This is a genomic window from Sphaerochaeta sp. UBA5836, from assembly GCF_002432845.1.
Taxonomy (GTDB): domain Bacteria; phylum Spirochaetota; class Spirochaetia; order Sphaerochaetales; family Sphaerochaetaceae; genus Sphaerochaeta.
In genome coordinates this window covers 1-16,544 of the sequence record NZ_DJGW01000021.1, presented here as the reverse complement: position 1 = coordinate 16,544, position 16,544 = coordinate 1, and the positions used below count along the sequence as shown (strand labels likewise).

The following is a 16,544-nucleotide window of genomic DNA, read 5'->3' as shown; positions in this document are numbered from 1 at the left end:
CTGGCCATCAGCAGCCTGACATCCATATCGAATAAGTTCCTGGACATCACCAAGGTTGCAACGTTGGTATACATCTTCTTCCTGTTCTTGCTTTTGGAGCAGCAGAGCGTCATCCCCAAGTTGCTGGCGGCAGTACCGAAGAGCAAGGGAATGAAGATTGCGGTGATGTTTGAACGTATCACCCGCCAGATTTCCAAATATCTGCTTCTCAAAGCTGTCATCAGTACTTTCACCGGTCTGCTCTTCTTTCTGACAGCTGTCGTTACCGGCCTTGATCTGCCGATCCTCTGGGGTGTTCTTGCATTCATCTTCAATTTCATCCCTTCCATCGGATCGGTGATTGTCACCACCCTTACCATTCTCATGGCACTGGTTCAATTCGCACCCGATTGGACGAATGTCTTCTATGTCGGCATCTTGACAATCAGCACCCAGATGATTCTGGGCAACATCATCGATCCACGGCTTCAGGGGGGACAGCTCAACCTCTCTCCCTTCGTAATCTTGGTCTCCTTGTCTCTTTGGGGCTTCATCTGGGGCATACCCGGCATGTTCATCTCCGTACCCTTGACCAGTGTCCTGCAGATTCTCTGTGCCAATATCAAAAGCCTCAGGCCGGTTGCCATCCTCATCTCCAGCGGTAAGAGTTATCAGCGCGAAAGTGCGAAGCAGCGGGCGTTGGAACGGTATTTGCGCAAGCAGGAAAAGCTTAAGCGTGGAGAGCATCCGTCTGCCGCCCATATGGCGGAGGCAGAGGATCAAGAGGCGACCAATGTCTACCACAAAGGCGATTTTGTATTGCCCGAGAGTTTCGGCGACAAGAAATGAACGGCTTTCCTTCCCTGACAGAAACGGAGGCCGCTATTTATCTTCGGCCATCTTTCACCCTAGAAGAGACATCCCTGAAGGAGTTCCGCTCCCTCATATTGCAATTCTATGAGCATCATGGCCGCCGGTTTGCCTGGCGGCAGACCAGCGACCCTTACCGGATATTGCTCTCCGAGGTGATGCTTCAACAAACCCAAACCACCCGCGTTCAGCCCAAATATGAACTATTTCTTTCTCTCTGGCCGACCTTTGCCGATTTGGCGGGCTGCTCGCTTGATGAACTGCTCTATCATTGGAAAGGGCTTGGGTATAATCGCAGGGCATTGAATCTGAGAAAGAGTGCAAAAATGACCGAAGCCTGGGGTTGGACCATACCCGACGACCCCGCCTTGATCGCATCACTGCCCGGGGTGGGAAAAGCCACCTCTGCCGCACTGCAGGCCTTCTGCTACCAAAGAAAGTCCATCTATTTGGAAACAAACATCCGCAGGGTTCTTCTCACCTGTTTTTTCCCTGATGATGAGGCTGTGAAGGACAGGCGGTTGGAATCGCTGCTCTCCTTGTTGGCCGAAGGCGTTACGGATATGAAGAGCTGGTACTATGCCCTGATGGACTACGGGGTTTTGCTCAAGCAGCTGCTTCCGAATGCGAACGTGCGCAGTGCACACTATGCAAAGCAGAGCCCCTTCGAGAATTCGAATCGTCAGATTCGCGGGCAGTTGATCCACCTGCTCTCCGATACCGGAGCAAAAGAGCGGGAGCAGATACAAGCTGTGCTCTCATCGTTTGAAGAGGAGCGGATCGACAATTGCCTCGAACAACTGCAAAACGAAGGATTCGTGCAGGAGAAAGACGGTGTATACCGGATTGCTAAGGATTAGCTTTCTTATCGGCAGCCAGGTTTCCCCCCATGCCCAGGAGCATCAACAGCGAGCCAAGCAGCAGAGGCAATGAGAAACTGTCAAAGAATATCGTATCGATGGCCAGACTCATGAGAATCTGGGCTGAAGAGAGCAGCAGCGCCGAGTAGACCGCAGGAATCTTGACGATGACATAGCTTGTGCTCACAACCACAAACACGGCGAGTGTCCCACCGGAGAAAACCAACAAGAAGGGAAGGCCGGGCGTGGCGGCAAGACCTGCAAGGGTCTGTTCGCCCTGCAAAAGGAAGTAGAAGACCAAGCCTGCCGCCAAACCCCCGATGAAATTCTGATGGCTTGCCCGAATTGGTCCCTTGTAGATGGCCAAGGTGCTGTTGAGCACCATCTGGATCATGGTCAGAGATCCGGCAAGAATGCCAAGCAGGATTGAGAGTAGGGCGAAAGTCCCGTCGCCGCTGGTGGCCATTGCAAGGATTCCCGCCAGGCTGACCAGCAGGCTGACCGCCTTGGTTTTATTCAAGGAGCGTTTCTGCATTCCCATCCAACCGGTGAGGTCGAAGACCAGCGAGCAGATGCTCTGCCCGAAAACCGTTGAGGCCATGGCAAGCGAAGCTCCGGCATTGATCACGGTATAGTAATTCAAATTCAGGATGGCCAAACCGAACAACCCGTTGAAATACAAATACCACGGAGCTTTCAATCCAGGCCCCCGTATTGCCGGTTTGTTTCTGCCGACCAAAAGGATGAGGGAGAGGATGGTCAATCCGATGGTATGGTTGACGATCAAGGAGACGCCCATCGTAGTCGCCTGTCCGTAGAGGGTGTTGGCAACCACCATGACCGAAATGACCATGCCGGTCAGGATATCCAAAAAGAGATAGAGTGCTGGATTCATGGCTGTATTGTATCGCTACACGCCTTGTCTTGCCAGCACAACCTTCCTACAATGGGTGCATGTCAATACCAACCATCGACCGAAGTGCCCTCCCTCGCTTCCAGCAACTGTTGCTGAGCAAAGCGATGCCCCCCAACAGCCTGGGCAGGCTCAGCGAGCTCGCCTTGGACCTGGCCCTGATCCAACCCAGCCCGTTGGAGCACCTCCATCTTCTGATCTTTGCCGCCGATCATGGTATTGTCGAGGAGGGGGTGACTCACAGCCCTGTGGAAATAACCTACCAGCAGTGCTTGAATTTTGCTTCTGGTGGAGGTGCCTGTTCGCTCTTTGCATCCCAGGCTGATGCAGTGCTTTCAATCATTGATGTGGCTGTGAAGCACACCTTTCTTCCCTCCGATGGTGTGGTGGATGAGAAAGTAGCCTGGGGCAGTAGAAATTTCCTGACTGCTCCGGCGCTGGACAGGCAGTCCTGCCTCAAGGCGATGGACGCTGGAAAGCGAAACGTTGTGCACGCTCATACGAGAGGCTGTGACGTCATCGCCTTCGGTGAGATGGGAGTCGGAAACACCACCAGTGCGTCCAGCGTAGCTGCCGCCCTGACCGGTCTGCCTGTTGCCGCCCTTACCGGGAAGGGCTCCGGATTGAGCGATGCAGAGCTTGTGCACAAAATTTCCGTAATCGAGCAAGCCCTTGCATTGCATCCTGAGAGGGGACCAATGGATGTGTTGTGCAATCTTGGAGGGTATGAGATGGCCTCGATACTCGGGGGCATGCTGCAAGCAGCCGAATTGGGGCTTCCCATCCTGTTGGATGGGTATATCGTAAGCTGTGCCGCCTTGCTGGCGGTACGGCTTGAACCTGCATTGGTCGACTATTTGATTGCTTGCCACCGCTCAGCCATGCAGGGTCATCAGGCGGTGCTTGATGCCATAGGATGTAAAGCTCCTCTCTTGGACCTTTCGATGCAGTTGGGCGAAGGTACCGGGGCACTGGCCGCCTGGCCGCTGGTACGACTGGCAAGTCACTTGCTGTTTGATATGACCAGCTTCGAGGAGGGGTGTGTAACAGACAGCACGGCGCTGCTGAAGCGATTGGGGGTGGTATGAAGCAGCCGCATCTTCGCATAGGAACCACCAGCTATATCCTCGCCGATGATATCCTGCCGAATGTCCGCTATCTTGCTCCGTTGGTCGATGATATCGAGTTGGTATTGTTTGAAAGCGAAGGAATGAGCAATCTGCCCTCCAAGCAGGTCATAGAGGAGTTGGCCGCCCTTGCCGGAGAACACAATCTCTCCTACACGGTGCATTTCCCCTTGGATATCCAACCCGGCAGTGCAGATCCCGTCCTGCGCGCTGGCTGCGTGTCTTCAATTCTTTCCATCATCGGGCTGACCTGCAGCCTCAACCCTTTTGGGTATGTACTCCACCTCACCCCGGAGCTGTATGGAAACGTACCATCCTTGGAAGTGGAGCGCTGGCACGACTGCTGTGCAGAAACCTTGCAATCGCTGCTCGAGCGAACCGACGTTTGTTCGGAAATGTTCTGCATTGAAACCCTCAGCTATCCTTTCTGTTATGTACAGGACCTGGTGGAACGGTTTGATCTGTCAGTCACTTTGGATATCGGGCATGTCTGGTTGATGGGTTACGATAGCAGCGAGGTGATGGATTCATTGTTGGACCGGACCCGCATCTGTCATCTGCATGGGGTGAAGGACGGAACCGACCATCTTGGTCTTGACCAAGGGAATGCCGGGAACATTGAGTACTTTCTCAAGCGACTGCGATTGCAGGGAGAGCAGGATGGGGTGGAGCGTGTTTTGACCTTGGAAGTTTTTTCTGAGGCGCAGTTTCATGCCTCCCTCTCCCTCTTGCAGGAAAGCCATGCTATGATGAACTGATATCGGGGAGGGCGACATGGCTACCATTGACCTGAAAAAGAACCAGATAAAAGGATATCCGCTGCACGCTGGAAAGGGAACTATTGTTTCAACGACCGGGAGTATGAAAATTCGCACCCGTATCAAGAGTCAGGTGAGCCTGATCATAGGCGGGGGAAGAAGCGGAAAGAGTTCCTACGCCCAGGACTATGCCCTGGGTATCTGTGAAGGGACTGGGTCGAGGGCCTATATCGCCACTGCACAGCCGATTGATGAGGAGATGAAGCAGAGAATCGCCGCCCATCAGAAAGACCGGGGCGACCGTTTCATCACCATAGAAGAACCGCTTGACTTGGCAAAGGCAATCAAGGAGCTTCCTCCTTCAGTGGAGGTGTGTGTGATCGACTGCCTGACGGTTTGGTTGGGAAACCTTCTGCACCACCATGGCATTCCGTCCAAGCGGTTTGAGCAGATGGATGCGTTGTATGAGGTGCTTCACCATCCCCCATGTGAGATTCTGCTTGTTACCAATGAGACAGGTTTGGGCCTGATTCCGGCCGATGCAGAGAGCAGGGCGTTTCGCGACCTCGCAGGTTGGATGAATCAGGATATTGCCGAGATAGCCCAGAATGTCATTCTGCTGGTGGCCGGCCTGCCTCTTGCGTTGAAGGGCGCCGTGCTGTGACTTCGCTCGGCTTGAGTCTTGCCATCAGGACCCTTACCCGGTTTCCCGTGCCGGGCAAAGGGGAGGATGCGCCTGAAAAAAGCTTGTTCTGGTTCCCCCTGGTAGGAGCTGTTCTTGGATTGTGCTCGTACGCTGTCGCCCTGCTGCCTTTCGAAGCCTCGGTTCGAGCCGCCTTGGTTCTTGCCCTCTCTGCCTATTTGACACGCGCCTTCCATCTCGACGGTCTTGCAGATTTCGCCGATGGCTTGGGCGGGGGATGGAATCGTGAACGGGCGCTTGAGATCATGCGTGACAGCCACAGCGGAGCCTTTGCGGTTGTCACACTCATCGTGGTCTTTCTTCTGCAATACTCCTGCCTTACCGTTCTTGTGGATTCTCATCCCCAGGCTCTCATCCTTGCACCTGCCATCGGCAGGTTGATGCAGGTCCTGGCAGCCTCGGCACTTCCTTATGCAAGAAGTGGGGAGGGCACGGCTTCCCAACTTGTGAGGAGGGCGAGCAAAAAACATGGCATCCTCCCCTTTGCACAGGTGCTTGCTGCATGTACCCTTTGCTACTTCTCCTATGATGAAACGTTTGCCCTGAAGGCTTTCCTCGCTCTTGGTCTTGCTCTGCTTATGAACCTCACCGTCATGCGGGTTGCAAAAAAACGTCTGGGCGGGGTGACCGGCGATGTGCTTGGAGCGATCGAGGTGCTCTGTGAAAGTGCTGCCTTGCTTGCCTTCCTTCTCCCCCTTGCATGAAAACTGCGTGTCGGTAATACTACCTTACACAACATGAGAGGTAGGGTGATGGATATTGTTTGTCTTGATATGGAAGGGGTACTCGTACCTGAAATCTGGATCAATGTTGCTTTGCGCACCGGCATTGAGGAGCTGAAGATCACCACGCGTGAGGAACCTGATTACGACAAGCTCATGGCCAATCGTATCAGGATTCTGAAAGAGCACAACCTGCGGCTTTCCGACATCCAGGATGTCATTGGCGGGATGAGACCGCTTGAAGGCGCGTACGACTTTCTTCTATCGCTCAGGTCGATGACGCAGGTGGTCATTCTCAGTGATACCTTCACCGAGTTCGCCCAGCCACTGATGCGTCAGCTCGATTATCCGATGATTTGGTGCAACAGCCTCGAAGTTGATGAGAATGCTATGATCATCCGCCACCGGATGCGGCTGCACGACGGCAAACGCAAGGCCGTGCAGGCACTGAGGAGCCTCAACTACCGCACCTTTGCAGCAGGGGACTCCTACAACGATTTGAGCATGATCAGGGAAGCTGACGGGGGATGTTTATTCCGTGCTCCGCAGAACATCCTCACCGAGTGCCCGGACCTTCGCATTACCAACACCTACGACGAGTTCCTCGCTGAAATCAAAGGATTCCTGAGAACATGAAGACTGAGAAGCTGACGCCTACCATCCTCTTGCTCATCCTCTCGATGCTTGTTGGCTTCAGTTTGCTGTGGATAGTCTACAAGCCTTCCTTCTTGGTGGCTGCCGTGCTAGGATTGGTGGTAGTCAGTATGTCGGTAGTCCTTCTTGTCTATGCCGTGAAATTCGACCGCCAGATAAGGAGGCGGGAGAAGCATGATGAAAAGTCGACTCAGAAATGAGCTTATTGCAAGTCAGGCATGGAAAGAGAGACAAACGGTGGTTTTTCTCAGCGACTTCGGTACCAGTGACGGAGCGGTCTCAGCGATGCACGGGGTTGCCAACGGCGTCTCCAATCATTTGAGGCTGGATGACCTGACCCACGATATTCCCCAGTTCAACATTTGGGAGGCCTCCTACCGCCTGGCGCAGGCGCTGCCGTATTGGGCGCCCGGTACGGTGTTTGTTTGTGTTGTCGACCCCGGGGTGGGGTCGGACCGCAAAAGCATCGTCGCTCTTACCGAGAGCGGGCACTTGGTGGTGACCCCTGACAACGGGACACTCTCCCATGTAGCCGATCGAATCGGGCTGCTCGAGGTGCGCTCGATCAATGTCGAGGACAACCGCCTTGCCGGCAGCCAGCAGAGCTATACCTTCTTCGGGCGTGATGTCTACTCGTATACCGGTGCCCGCCTGGCTTCCGCCGTGGTTGAGTTTGAGCACCTTGGACCGGTTTTGCCTAAAATCGTCAAGCTGAAGATTGAACGGGCGCGGCTTGAAGGTAAAACCCTGATAGGATCGATCGATATCCACGACAGCCGCTATGGATCGCTGTGGACAAATATCGGCAATGAATTCCTGGAGCAATTGGGCGTCGGTTGGGGGGACCAGCTGCAGGTCCTGATCACCAAGGATGGGCGAATCGTATATGGCTACCACCTTCGCTTGTGCAAGGCATTCACCGATGTGCAAAAAGGGGAGCCTCTGATTTACGTAAACAGCCTGCTCAAGCTCGCAGTTGCCGTGAATCAGGGAAGTTTTGCATCAACCTATCAAATTGGCACAGGTGAAGGCTGGAAAATTACGTTTTCGGTGGTATGATGACAAAAGCATTTGATGCTCAGGAGGTTAGCATATGAATACATCAAAAGGTTTGCAGCCGGTTAAGGCGGTGGTTGTAATCGCCATCGGGGCTGCACTGTATGGAGTTGGTGGTCTGATCAGCATTCCGGTGTTTGCCAATACCACCATCAAGCCGGCGATGGCCATCTTGGCACTCTTTGCTGCAGTGTATGGACCGGTCATCGGATTTTTGGTCGGTTTTCTTGGTCATTTGCTCACCGACCTTTTTGCAGGTTGGGGTGTATGGCTTACCTGGGTACTCGGCAGCGGCATCGTCGGAGCGGCCATCGGCCTGTTCGGGAGAATGACCGACCACACCATTGAAAAAGGGGAGTTGAAGAAATCGGCAATCGGTCTGTTCATCCTGCTCTCATTCTTGGGGAATTTCATCGGGTATATGATCAGCGCCATACTTGATTACTTCATCTTCACCGAACCCCTGGACAAGGTGATCACCCAGCAGTTGATCATCGCTTTCTCCAATACCATCGTCATCGCAATCCTTGGCACCCTGCTTCTCATGCTCGTTGTGAGACGGAATGTGAGCAAGATGAACCTACAGAAGGACAACGAGGCATAAAGGAGTACGGCAAGGCCTTGCGGCCTCGAGTGCATGCATGCAAGAAGATCTCATCACGTTCAATGACTTCAGTTTTACCTATCAGGCCCAGACGGAAGCCACGCTGAGGCATATCAATCTACGGATCGGCAAAGGGGAGAAAATCCTGATCGCCGGTCCGTCCGGCAGTGGAAAAAGTACGCTTGGTTACTGCATCAACGCCCTCATTCCCCATGCCTTCAACGGGACGATGGAGGGCAGCGCTTTTGTATGCGGTCTGGATGTCGAACATTCCGACATCTATACGGTCAACCAGAAGGTCGGGACGGTGATGCAGGACACCGATGCCCAATTCGTCGCCCTCAGTGTAGCAGAAGATATCGCCTTTTCCTTGGAAAACCAGTGCATGAATCAGCAGGACATGCGAGCTCTGGTAACAAACATGGCCCGTGTAGTCGACATGGAGGCTTTTCTCTCTCATAGTCCACAACATTTGTCCGGAGGCCAGAAGCAACGGGTCTCATTGGCGGGTGTGCTGGTTGACGATGTAGAGGTGCTGCTCTTCGATGAGCCGTTGGCCAATCTTGATCCGGAAACCGGCAGAACCGCCATAGCACTGATCGATGAACTGGCAAGAACGACTGATAAGACGATCATCATCATCGAGCATCGACTCGAGGATGTGCTCTCCTGTCCGGTTGACCGGATTCTGGTGATGCAGGACGGCGCCATTGTCTCTGATACCACGCCGAACGAACTGCTTGGCACCAGGCTGCTTCCTTCCTTGGGAATTCGCGACCCGCTCTATCTTGCCGCCTTGCGTCTGGCCGGCTGCGACCTCTCAGATCTTGGCGATCTCAGCAATCTTGATGCAATGCCGGTGGAGCGCTGCGCTGCACTTCTGAAGGCTTGGCATATGCGCAGCCGAGAGGAAGTCCAGCCGCCTGACCGGGTCGTTCAACTGCAGGTCAAGAATCTCAGCTACTCCTACGACGGCATCAAGCCCGCTTTGAAGGCTCTGCATGCAACCATATACCAAGGAGAGATGGTAAGCATACTGGGAAGCAACGGGGCTGGAAAATCTACTCTTGCACAGTTGTTGATGGGTGTATTGAAGCAGGACGGCGGGGATATTTTCTTTGAGGACCGCCTCATCAACGAATGTTCAGCCAGCCAGCGCTCCTCAATGATCGGGTTTGTCATGCAGAATCCCAACCATATGATCAGCTGCGACCTCGTCTACGATGAGGTTGCGTTTGCCCTGCGCCAGAAAGGGTATGCAGAAGAACAGATCAAGGACCGGGTGATGGATGTGCTTGGACTATGCGCCTTGCGGCCATACCATCATTGGCCGATCTCGGCTTTGAGTTATGGACAGAAGAAGCGGGTGACCATAGCATCCATTCTGGTCACCCAACCCAAGGTGCTCATTCTTGATGAACCCACCAGCGCACAGGATTATCAGCGCTATACCACCTTGATGGAGTTTCTCAGCCACCTCAACCGTACCATCGGCCTCACCATCCTGTTCATCACCCATGATATGCATCTGGCTTTGGAGTATACCCGGCGTTCATTGGTATTGCATGAGGGAGAGCTTCTCTGTGATAAGCCTACCAATGAGGTGTTCAGCGATGAAGCGGTGCTCAGGCAGGCCAATCTGAAGGTTACCAGTCTCTATACGCTTGCCAAACGGTGCGGCATCGACGATATACCATCGTTCATTGAAACGTTTGTACAGACCGAAGCCAAGGGACGCGGCTCTGCAGCGGATGTCTGTTCGATTCCCCGCAGGGAAGAGGAATGGCTCGAAACAGGCAAGAAAAGCAAGCCCAAGAAAAAAATCAAGAAGGGCGGGCGCAAGTTCGGCTTCACCCTCACCTATGAGGACACTGATTCGTTTTTGCATACCCTCAATGGTGTTGCCAAGCTGGGAGTATTCCTCTTGTGGATCATTTTCAGCCTTACCACCTTCGACCTGCGGTTCCTTGCATTCGGGACGGCCTGTTCATTCCTTTTGTTGATCGTTTCAAGAATCCCGCTTCGAAAGTTCAAACCCTACTTCATAGGAATGGGTACGGTCATCGCATTGAATGCCCTGTTCATCTACCTTTTCTCTCCAGACCAAGGGACGCTGTACCTGGGAACCAGGACGATCATCATAGGCTCACCGGGCGCTCAGTACGCATTGACTTTGGAGACGTTGTTCTACCTGGTGGTGGTTTGCCTCAAGTATTTCTCAATATTCCCCATGGCATTGTTGTTTGTCAGTATCACGAATCCATCGGAGTTTGCCTCTTCCCTCAACCGCCTGGGTGTGTCGTACAGGATCAGCTATGCAGTTGCTCTGGCCCTTCGGTACCTGCCGGAAGTCTCATCCAGTTATCTGAATATCCTTCGTGCGCAAATGGCTCGCGGGGTGGATGTTTCCAAGGATGTTTCCTTGGCGAAAAGAGTCTCCTCTGTGAGCCGGATTCTCGCCCCGTTGGTGCTTTCCAGCCTCGACCGGATCGAGGTGATAACCAATGCCATGATCCTCAGGGGATTCGGTCGGATGGAGAAGCGGACCTGGTATCTGAGCCAGAGCCTCAGAGCTCGTGATTACCTTGCCCTTGGGTTCGCTTTGGTTCTGGCTTCTGCAAGTCTTTGGGTACGGTTTGGAATGAAAGTCATGTTTTGGTATCCTTTCTAGTACAAAGGAGACTATTAATGCAAAAAGTGTGGTAGAGAGCTTGACAGATGGACAGGTTATACCCATCTTATATGGAATAAAAAATACAAGGGTCGCAGTTTGACTTTTGCAGGAGGCATATGATGTCCGACACGTTTGTACAAGAGATGGAAGAGCAGCTTATTGCCATGAGAAAGGAGTTGCTGGACAAGTTGACTGAAGATAACAGTGACTTTCGGGAGATGGTCAATGCCATGGGCATCAAGGACAGCATCGATGTAGCCGCGGATGATATTGCCTTTAAGAAAATGGAAGCGATCAACAAACATGAGGCCAACCGCCTGCGCTCGATTGAAAATGCCCTTGCCCGTATTCACAACGGCAAGTACGGCCATTGTTTGAAGTGTCTGAAAAAAATCCCTGAAGAGCGCCTGCGTGCAATTCCCTATGCAGTATTGTGCGTAGACTGCAAGAATGCCGAGGAAGTCCCGGGCAGACGCTGACATACGCGCTGACGAAAAAAAAAGAACAGAAGTGATTCCCGCTCCAAGGGGCTCTTCTGTTCTTTTTTGTTACTGGTAGCTAGAGATACGGATTGTGCTGTTCTCGTGCAATCGTGCTCGCAGGCCCATGTCCTGGAAGTATCTGAACTTCTTCGGGGAGGGTGAGCAGGCGTTTGCAGCTTTCTCTGATCAGTGGATACGAACCACCTTGAAGGTCGGTGCGGCCGATGCTTCCGGCAAACAGGGTATCGCCGGTGAACAAAAACTGACCCTCCTCATGATAAAAGCAGAGACCTCCGGGGGTATGCCCCGGAGTTGCCAATACGCTCAGGTGGCTGTCTTGCAGAAGCTGTCCATCATGCAAATAGGCGGTGGGTCGGGGAAGGTTGCCCAGTTGTGCTTCATACCTGTCCCAAAAGCTCTTGTCGAAACAGACCTGTTTGAGGTTGTTGTATCCTTGTGGACCCAAATAGGGCGAATCCTCTTCGCTGACCAATATTTCCAACTCGGGCCAGTGTTTTTTCAAACCTCCGAGCGCTGTAATATGATCCCAATGGGTATGGGTCAGAAGTATTGCAACCGGTGTGACATTACGCCTCTGGATGTGGCGGATGATGGTGTTCTCGTCATTGCCCGGATCAATGATCCAGGCGCTTGAGGTCTCCTCATCGCCCATGATGTAGCAGTTGGTCTGGTAAGGTCCCACCACAAGTCGTTCGACAAACATCCCTTACTCCTTGTTGGAATAGCTTACTGCTGCAGTTCTTCCCTTGATTTCCATTCCGTTGAGTTTGGCGATGGCCTTTTCACAATGCTCCTCACTCATGCTGATGAATGAGTACTTGTCGTGGATGCGGATGCTGTAGATGTCATCACGGGTGATTTCAAGTTCGGTTTGCAGAAGCTGGCTCAGTTCTTTTGCATAGAGGCGCTTCATCTTGCCGATGTTCAGATACAGGGTGCGTGCGCCTTCGGGAAGGGCCTTCTCTTCCTTGGCTTTTTCTTGGATCTGGGGCTCCGCCTGCTCAGCTTTTCCAGCGGGTTTGCTCTCGCGCTTTGCCTTTGCCGGTCGCGTGGTGTCTCTGACATTCGACTTCTTGGGACTGTTTGCCTGCAGGATCTCCCGCAGGAGGTAGGCCATGAAATACCCGCGCAGAGTAAAAGGTACATTCTTCTTGATCAGCTTCTTCAGTTTTTCCAATTCATCGGGACTGGGGTCGGCTTTGACTTTTCCTGCCAATACTTGAATGGTGCCGGTCAGCAGGTCGTCTTCGTTCGGGGTGCTCTTGTTTACATTGTCCATGAGCAAATCTCCTTGATAGTGTTTTGCCTCGCTTTGGGTGCCAGCGGCGGGCTTTTTTGTTTCCTGGATATGCAGTTGGACCTCCGCTTCTTTCCGACCGGCCGCGGCAGGGAAGAGACAAGGAAGAGCGAACTGTCTCCTTCACCATCTGCAGAAACAGGCCGATGATGAAGGCAAGCGGATACCGCCAAGCGGTCACACTCAGGGGTAGGAAGGTGCATGCTGGCACATGCAAGGCCTTCCATCCAGCCCTGCCCTCGGGAGGAACAACTATGCATACGGTAAAGGTTCCCATCCCACGGGCAGTTTATAGTCAGGATACTCAACCTGTTCCAGCTTTGTCAAGGAATGCTGGATATGGGTTCTGCATCCTTTCTCTCTTTGCGTTGAAGGCCTTTGGTGTGGTACTATTCGGATTATGGGTAATTTGCAGGCCGATATCCAACAAAAGCAGAAGGAGATTGAACAACATCAGAGTGATGTGTTCTTCCTGTATGCAGATTTAGGAAGGAGTGTCGCACTTGTTCAACAGATTTCCCGTCTTCCGTATGCCGAAGCCGAGTATGAGACGTTTTGCACCCTGATGGATGCATATGAGAGTGCCAAGCACTCGTATGAACAGATTTCCGGATACATTGCACAGATTGAGGACCGCTCGAGGAAAATCAAGGAGATTGAAAAAGATATTCGTCTGTTGCGAAACCCCTTTACCCGGGTGTACTCCCAGCTTGGGGCCATAGCTTATGAAGCGTATGGTTCCCAAACGCTGGCGGAGCATGTGAGGCAGGCCTGTTTCCCATTGTTTGAGGAGCATGCCAAGCGGACGCGAAAACTGGAGAATCAAAAGCAGGCCCATAGTGGGTTGTTGGGCCGGAAAATCATCGTATTGCAGCTGGATTTTCAGCGTAAAATCCTTCCCGGTCTCTTGGCAAAGGCTGGAGCCCGCCTTGTGTCCATCGGCTGTGAAAAGGATCTTCCGCTTGCAGGCAGGCAGTCTTTGTTGGATGAGCTGGATAGTCTGAACGAGCGTCGGCAGGAACTGAGCCAGGAGCTCGAGCTGCACCAGAGTGCCATGGCAAAATTGCAGTCAGAGGAGGTTCAAAGCCCGAAAGCCCGCATGGAGGAACGGGCAAGTGCGATGAAGCAAGCTTGGAAAGCTGCTGAAAAGGCAGCATCGGCCTATGGAAAGGCTTTGTATGAAACACTGCCGGAGCAGGTGCATTCGGACCAGATCGGCCAAAAGGCGATTCATTTGATGGATCAAATTACCTTGCACCGCAAGCGGATCAAGAGTCTGCAACGGGAAATAAAGCAGCTGGAAAACCTGATCCAAGTGCAGGAGCTGGAAGCTCAAATCGAGCTGGAGAATCAGAGGATTGAGGTGCTCCGCTCACAAATCGATACCTGCAACCGGCAGATCAGCCAGATTGCAGCCTCCATCAATGAGAAGCAGAAACGAATCACCGTTCTGCTTCCTCCTTCCTCTGTGATCACCGATGGCTGAGAAACGCAAGGAGCCTAAGCAGTTGACCTTGGGTTTGGAAGAGCCCAAGGCCGGACCTCCCCAAAAGGCTACTACATCTTCCTGCAAAGTGGTGTTGAAGGACGATACCTCCAAAGCCCCTTCGATCCCTGCCCGGCGAAAGAAATCTTCGGTGACAACCCGCAGCATGACAGTGAAAATTCCTCAGCAGAACAAGTCGGAACAACCTGCTGCAAACCAACTGCCGAGGACGAAAGTAAGGACGGCTGAACAACCAAATCCGCACTTGGTGCAAACGCATGCGATAAAGGCGAAAAGTGCGCAGGTTGTACGACCGAAAGTGCAGCCACCTCCGATAGGAAAACGGAGAGGTTACCAAAAGTCAAAAGCTGCGATGCTCCTCGTCCCCCTGTTGGCTGCAAGCCTGCTATTCTGCATCGCAATGCTCTGGTGGGTGGCATCCAACCAGAAAAAGGCATATGAGCCTGTGATGAGTGCGTCGATCGAGGACAGGCCGGTTATCGCCTTGACCATTGAACGCGGCATGACCGCCCGCTCGGTGAGCTTGTTGCTTGAGCAGATGGGGGTGGTGAAGGATTCCCAACTCCTGCTTTCCTACTTTGTGGAGAACAATCTGGCCACCGTTCTCAAGACCGGTTCTTATTTGATGCATGAAAACATGAGTTTTGAGGCAATCGGAACCATGCTCACAGCCGAGCCGGAAATGGTTCAGCTGACTATTGCACCTGCTTTCACCCTCAAGAGTATTGATGCCTATCTGGTCAACCGGCTTGGATTTGAACCAGGAGTGTTCTTGCAATCGGCCCATGACTTGGCAAAAGCCTATGGCCTTAGTTTCTCCGAGGGGTGGTTGCTCAGCGGCGTCTATTCGGTCAATATACAGCGTGCCGCCAATGATTTGGCCTTGAGCATGTATCAGGCAATGCTGGATGAAATTAAGAAACACCTGGGAACACCCTTGTTGGAACGCTACTCCATCGAGGAGTTGCTGATCATTGCTTCCATGATCCAAGCCGAAACCCAGGACGCTAGCCAGATGCAGGGAATTTCATCGGTAATCCATAATCGGTTGGAGAATAATGAACCGCTTGGAATCGATGCAACCACCCGCTATGAGCTGGATGATTGGGTCAATCCGATTCCCACCCATGCCCTGGATACGAAAACGCCATACAATACCCGACGCAAGGTCGGCTTGCCCCCGACGGGTATTTGCAGTCCCTCACCGGAGGCTGTGCATGCGGCCTTCAATCCAGCCGATACCCCGTACTTCTATTATTTGCACGATCGAGACAAGCAGATTCATTTTGCTCTTACCTACGATGAGCACAAACAAAACATCACATTGTATCGCTAGGCTGCTCTTTCCTGAATAGCAGGAACGAGTATACTGTCGGAGCTATTGCCAGGAGGGGTAGGCCGACAAAGAAGAGGGGGGCGGCATCAAGGTTGAGTAACAGGCCGATGATGAAGACAATGCTTGTCACTGTCCAGAGCCACCCCGCAAAACGATGGGTTTTTCTCCAGTTGGTCTGGCTTGCCAGTGTCCACGGAAGTTTGATGCCGATTGTGTAATTCTGTTTGCACTTCGGCAGGTAATTGCCGATGATCAGAAAAAGGATGGAAAAGCCCATGGGTACGACGCGTTCTACTTCAATGGGTTTTCCCATGGCAATCAAGAGGGTGAGGGGGGACAAAAAGAGATTCAGCGGGGCGATGAGCCAGCGAGATATGTGGTAGATTCGTTCCTTGGGATCGCGTTTGGGATCGGCTTTCAAGCCTATCTGCATCACAACATTGAGCAACGTGAGTAACAGAGGAAGGCCGAAAGCGGCAAAGGCCTTGGGTGCATAGTTGTCCGGCTCTCCTGCAGCATTGAAGTGAATCGCCACCTGGTCGGGCAAATCTGCATAGACCACGGCTGAGAATACAAGAGGCAGCAGGCAAACCAAAGTGGTTATGACGAACGTGCGGTCAAGAAGAGTGCGGCTTTGTTTCATCGGTTCCTCCAGTAAACTGTGCACACCAGAGCATGATTTCCTCGAATACCGAGGCATTGAGTTCATAATAAATGAAATTCTTGAATTTGCTTTCTGTTATCAAGGAAGCTTTTTTCAACAACGATATATGGTAGGAAACAGTGGCGGCAGACAGGTTGGGAAAATTGCCAACAATTTCTCCTGCGCTGAGTCTGCCCTTTCTCAACAGCGAGAGCATCTCACGCCGCTGGGGGTCGGATATGGCTTTCATGGTTTCTGAGAACCCCATTATCACTCCTATTTCGAATAATTTCTAAATAGATGGTACGTATCACACGCGTGTTCGTCAAGAGGATGCG

Annotated in this window: 19 protein-coding genes; 14 read left to right on the top strand and 5 right to left on the bottom strand. The window is 52.6% G+C overall.

All coding sequences use genetic code 11. The annotated features are described in order from the left end of the window. Together B3F49_RS01830 and B3F49_RS01825 are read left to right on the top strand one after the other, a co-directional pair. Positions 1–828 (top strand): AI-2E family transporter (locus B3F49_RS01830; RefSeq protein WP_293908711.1); only part of this gene is annotated, 828 nt, incomplete at its 5' end. A gap of 98 nt (positions 829–926) precedes the next feature. Then, positions 927–1,709, top strand: a complete 783-nt coding sequence (locus B3F49_RS01825) for a DNA repair protein (RefSeq protein WP_293908709.1) — start codon at positions 927–929, stop codon at positions 1,707–1,709. Here the strand turns inward: B3F49_RS01825 and B3F49_RS01820 are convergent. Continuing rightward, entirely contained in the window at positions 1,699–2,604 is a 906-nt protein-coding gene (locus tag B3F49_RS01820) for a DMT family transporter (protein WP_293908708.1), read from the bottom strand. The genes B3F49_RS01825 and B3F49_RS01820 overlap by 11 nt on opposite strands. A gap of 59 nt (positions 2,605–2,663) precedes the next feature. Here B3F49_RS01820 and cobT point away from each other — a divergent pair, with 59 nt between their 5' ends. From cobT to B3F49_RS01770, 10 genes are all read left to right on the top strand, one after another. Then, positions 2,664–3,710 carry a nicotinate-nucleotide--dimethylbenzimidazole phosphoribosyltransferase gene (gene cobT, locus B3F49_RS01815; protein WP_293908706.1) on the top strand — a complete coding sequence of 349 codons (1,047 nt, stop codon included), beginning with the start codon at positions 2,664–2,666 and terminating at the stop codon, positions 3,708–3,710. Then, positions 3,707–4,507, top strand: a complete 801-nt coding sequence (gene cbiR, locus B3F49_RS01810) for a cobamide remodeling phosphodiesterase CbiR (protein WP_293908705.1) — start codon at positions 3,707–3,709, stop codon at positions 4,505–4,507. Before cobT ends, cbiR begins: the two co-directional genes overlap by 4 nt. Before the next feature lie 16 nt (positions 4,508–4,523). After that, positions 4,524–5,171, top strand: a complete 648-nt coding sequence (cobU, locus tag B3F49_RS01805) for a bifunctional adenosylcobinamide kinase/adenosylcobinamide-phosphate guanylyltransferase (protein ID WP_293908704.1) — start codon at positions 4,524–4,526, stop codon at positions 5,169–5,171. Then, on the top strand, positions 5,168–5,914 hold the full coding sequence (gene cobS / locus B3F49_RS01800; RefSeq protein WP_293908703.1) for an adenosylcobinamide-GDP ribazoletransferase: 747 nt from the start codon (positions 5,168–5,170) through the stop codon (positions 5,912–5,914). The genes cobU and cobS overlap by 4 nt, the downstream gene beginning before the upstream one ends. Before the next feature lie 48 nt (positions 5,915–5,962). Continuing rightward, positions 5,963–6,568: a bifunctional phosphoserine phosphatase/homoserine phosphotransferase ThrH gene (gene thrH / locus B3F49_RS01795; RefSeq protein ID WP_293908702.1), complete on the top strand. Its 606-nt coding sequence runs from the start codon at positions 5,963–5,965 to the stop codon at positions 6,566–6,568. Continuing rightward, positions 6,565–6,786, top strand: a complete 222-nt coding sequence (locus B3F49_RS01790; RefSeq protein ID WP_293908701.1) for a hypothetical protein — start codon at positions 6,565–6,567, stop codon at positions 6,784–6,786. The genes thrH and B3F49_RS01790 overlap by 4 nt, the downstream gene beginning before the upstream one ends. After that, on the top strand, positions 6,761–7,645 hold the full coding sequence (locus B3F49_RS01785; RefSeq protein ID WP_320349944.1) for an S-adenosyl-l-methionine hydroxide adenosyltransferase family protein: 885 nt from the start codon (positions 6,761–6,763) through the stop codon (positions 7,643–7,645). Before B3F49_RS01790 ends, B3F49_RS01785 begins: the two co-directional genes overlap by 26 nt. Before the next feature lie 34 nt (positions 7,646–7,679). Continuing rightward, complete coding sequence (locus B3F49_RS01780; protein WP_293908700.1) at positions 7,680–8,246, top strand: ECF-type riboflavin transporter substrate-binding protein; 567 nt, start codon at positions 7,680–7,682, stop codon at positions 8,244–8,246. Between the two features lie 37 nt (positions 8,247–8,283). Further along, on the top strand, positions 8,284–10,917 hold the full coding sequence (locus B3F49_RS01775) for a DUF3744 domain-containing protein (protein WP_293908699.1): 2,634 nt from the start codon (positions 8,284–8,286) through the stop codon (positions 10,915–10,917). A gap of 122 nt (positions 10,918–11,039) precedes the next feature. Beyond that, complete coding sequence (locus tag B3F49_RS01770) at positions 11,040–11,399, top strand: TraR/DksA family transcriptional regulator (protein ID WP_293908698.1); 360 nt, start codon at positions 11,040–11,042, stop codon at positions 11,397–11,399. Positions 11,400–11,478: 79 nt separating this feature from the next. Here the strand turns inward: B3F49_RS01770 and B3F49_RS01765 are convergent, their stop codons facing one another. Continuing rightward, on the bottom strand, positions 11,479–12,126 hold the full coding sequence (locus B3F49_RS01765; protein WP_293908697.1) for an MBL fold metallo-hydrolase: 648 nt from the start codon (positions 12,124–12,126) through the stop codon (positions 11,479–11,481). A gap of 3 nt (positions 12,127–12,129) precedes the next feature. After that, on the bottom strand, positions 12,130–12,702 hold the full coding sequence (locus B3F49_RS01760; protein WP_293908696.1) for a DbpA RNA binding domain-containing protein: 573 nt from the start codon (positions 12,700–12,702) through the stop codon (positions 12,130–12,132). A 418-nt stretch (positions 12,703–13,120) separates the two neighbouring features. Between B3F49_RS01760 and B3F49_RS01755 the strand changes: the two genes are divergently transcribed. Together B3F49_RS01755 and mltG are read left to right on the top strand one after the other, a co-directional pair. Next, complete coding sequence (locus tag B3F49_RS01755) at positions 13,121–14,206, top strand: hypothetical protein (RefSeq protein ID WP_293908695.1); 1,086 nt, start codon at positions 13,121–13,123, stop codon at positions 14,204–14,206. Next, positions 14,199–15,563, top strand: a complete 1,365-nt coding sequence (mltG, locus tag B3F49_RS01750; protein WP_293908693.1) for an endolytic transglycosylase MltG — start codon at positions 14,199–14,201, stop codon at positions 15,561–15,563. The genes B3F49_RS01755 and mltG overlap by 8 nt, the downstream gene beginning before the upstream one ends. On the opposite strand, the gene B3F49_RS01745 is transcribed toward mltG, so the two are convergent. Both B3F49_RS01745 and B3F49_RS01740 read right to left on the bottom strand, forming a co-directional pair. Continuing rightward, positions 15,547–16,206: an SdpI family protein gene (locus B3F49_RS01745; protein ID WP_293908692.1), complete on the bottom strand. Its 660-nt coding sequence runs from the start codon at positions 16,204–16,206 to the stop codon at positions 15,547–15,549. The two genes, mltG and B3F49_RS01745, sit on opposite strands and share 17 nt — an antisense overlap. Continuing rightward, positions 16,181–16,474, bottom strand: coding sequence for an autorepressor SdpR family transcription factor (locus B3F49_RS01740; protein WP_293908691.1), 294 nt, complete (start codon positions 16,472–16,474; stop codon positions 16,181–16,183). The genes B3F49_RS01745 and B3F49_RS01740 overlap by 26 nt, the downstream gene beginning before the upstream one ends. Positions 16,475–16,544: the final 70 nt, after the last annotated feature.

What these genes read in the sequence shown, in the direction of transcription:
- B3F49_RS01820 (WP_293908708.1), bottom strand. Translation starts at nt 2,604, where the DNA reads ATGAATCCAGCACTCTATCTCTTTTTGGATATCCTGACCGGCATGGTC.
- cobT (WP_293908706.1), top strand. Translation starts at nt 2,664, where the DNA reads ATGTCAATACCAACCATCGACCGAAGTGCCCTCCCTCGCTTCCAGCAA.
- cbiR (WP_293908705.1), top strand. Translation starts at nt 3,707, where the DNA reads ATGAAGCAGCCGCATCTTCGCATAGGAACCACCAGCTATATCCTCGCC.
- cobU (WP_293908704.1), top strand. Translation starts at nt 4,524, where the DNA reads ATGGCTACCATTGACCTGAAAAAGAACCAGATAAAAGGATATCCGCTG.
- thrH (WP_293908702.1), top strand. Translation starts at nt 5,963, where the DNA reads ATGGATATTGTTTGTCTTGATATGGAAGGGGTACTCGTACCTGAAATC.
- B3F49_RS01790 (WP_293908701.1), top strand. Translation starts at nt 6,565, where the DNA reads ATGAAGACTGAGAAGCTGACGCCTACCATCCTCTTGCTCATCCTCTCG.
- B3F49_RS01785 (WP_320349944.1), top strand. Translation starts at nt 6,761, where the DNA reads ATGATGAAAAGTCGACTCAGAAATGAGCTTATTGCAAGTCAGGCATGG.
- B3F49_RS01780 (WP_293908700.1), top strand. Translation starts at nt 7,680, where the DNA reads ATGAATACATCAAAAGGTTTGCAGCCGGTTAAGGCGGTGGTTGTAATC.
- B3F49_RS01775 (WP_293908699.1), top strand. Translation starts at nt 8,284, where the DNA reads ATGCAAGAAGATCTCATCACGTTCAATGACTTCAGTTTTACCTATCAG.
- B3F49_RS01770 (WP_293908698.1), top strand. Translation starts at nt 11,040, where the DNA reads ATGTCCGACACGTTTGTACAAGAGATGGAAGAGCAGCTTATTGCCATG.
- B3F49_RS01765 (WP_293908697.1), bottom strand. Translation starts at nt 12,126, where the DNA reads ATGTTTGTCGAACGACTTGTGGTGGGACCTTACCAGACCAACTGCTAC.
- B3F49_RS01760 (WP_293908696.1), bottom strand. Translation starts at nt 12,702, where the DNA reads ATGGACAATGTAAACAAGAGCACCCCGAACGAAGACGACCTGCTGACC.
- B3F49_RS01755 (WP_293908695.1), top strand. Translation starts at nt 13,121, where the DNA reads ATGGGTAATTTGCAGGCCGATATCCAACAAAAGCAGAAGGAGATTGAA.
- mltG (WP_293908693.1), top strand. Translation starts at nt 14,199, where the DNA reads ATGGCTGAGAAACGCAAGGAGCCTAAGCAGTTGACCTTGGGTTTGGAA.
- B3F49_RS01745 (WP_293908692.1), bottom strand. Translation starts at nt 16,206, where the DNA reads ATGAAACAAAGCCGCACTCTTCTTGACCGCACGTTCGTCATAACCACT.
- B3F49_RS01740 (WP_293908691.1), bottom strand. Translation starts at nt 16,474, where the DNA reads ATGGGGTTCTCAGAAACCATGAAAGCCATATCCGACCCCCAGCGGCGT.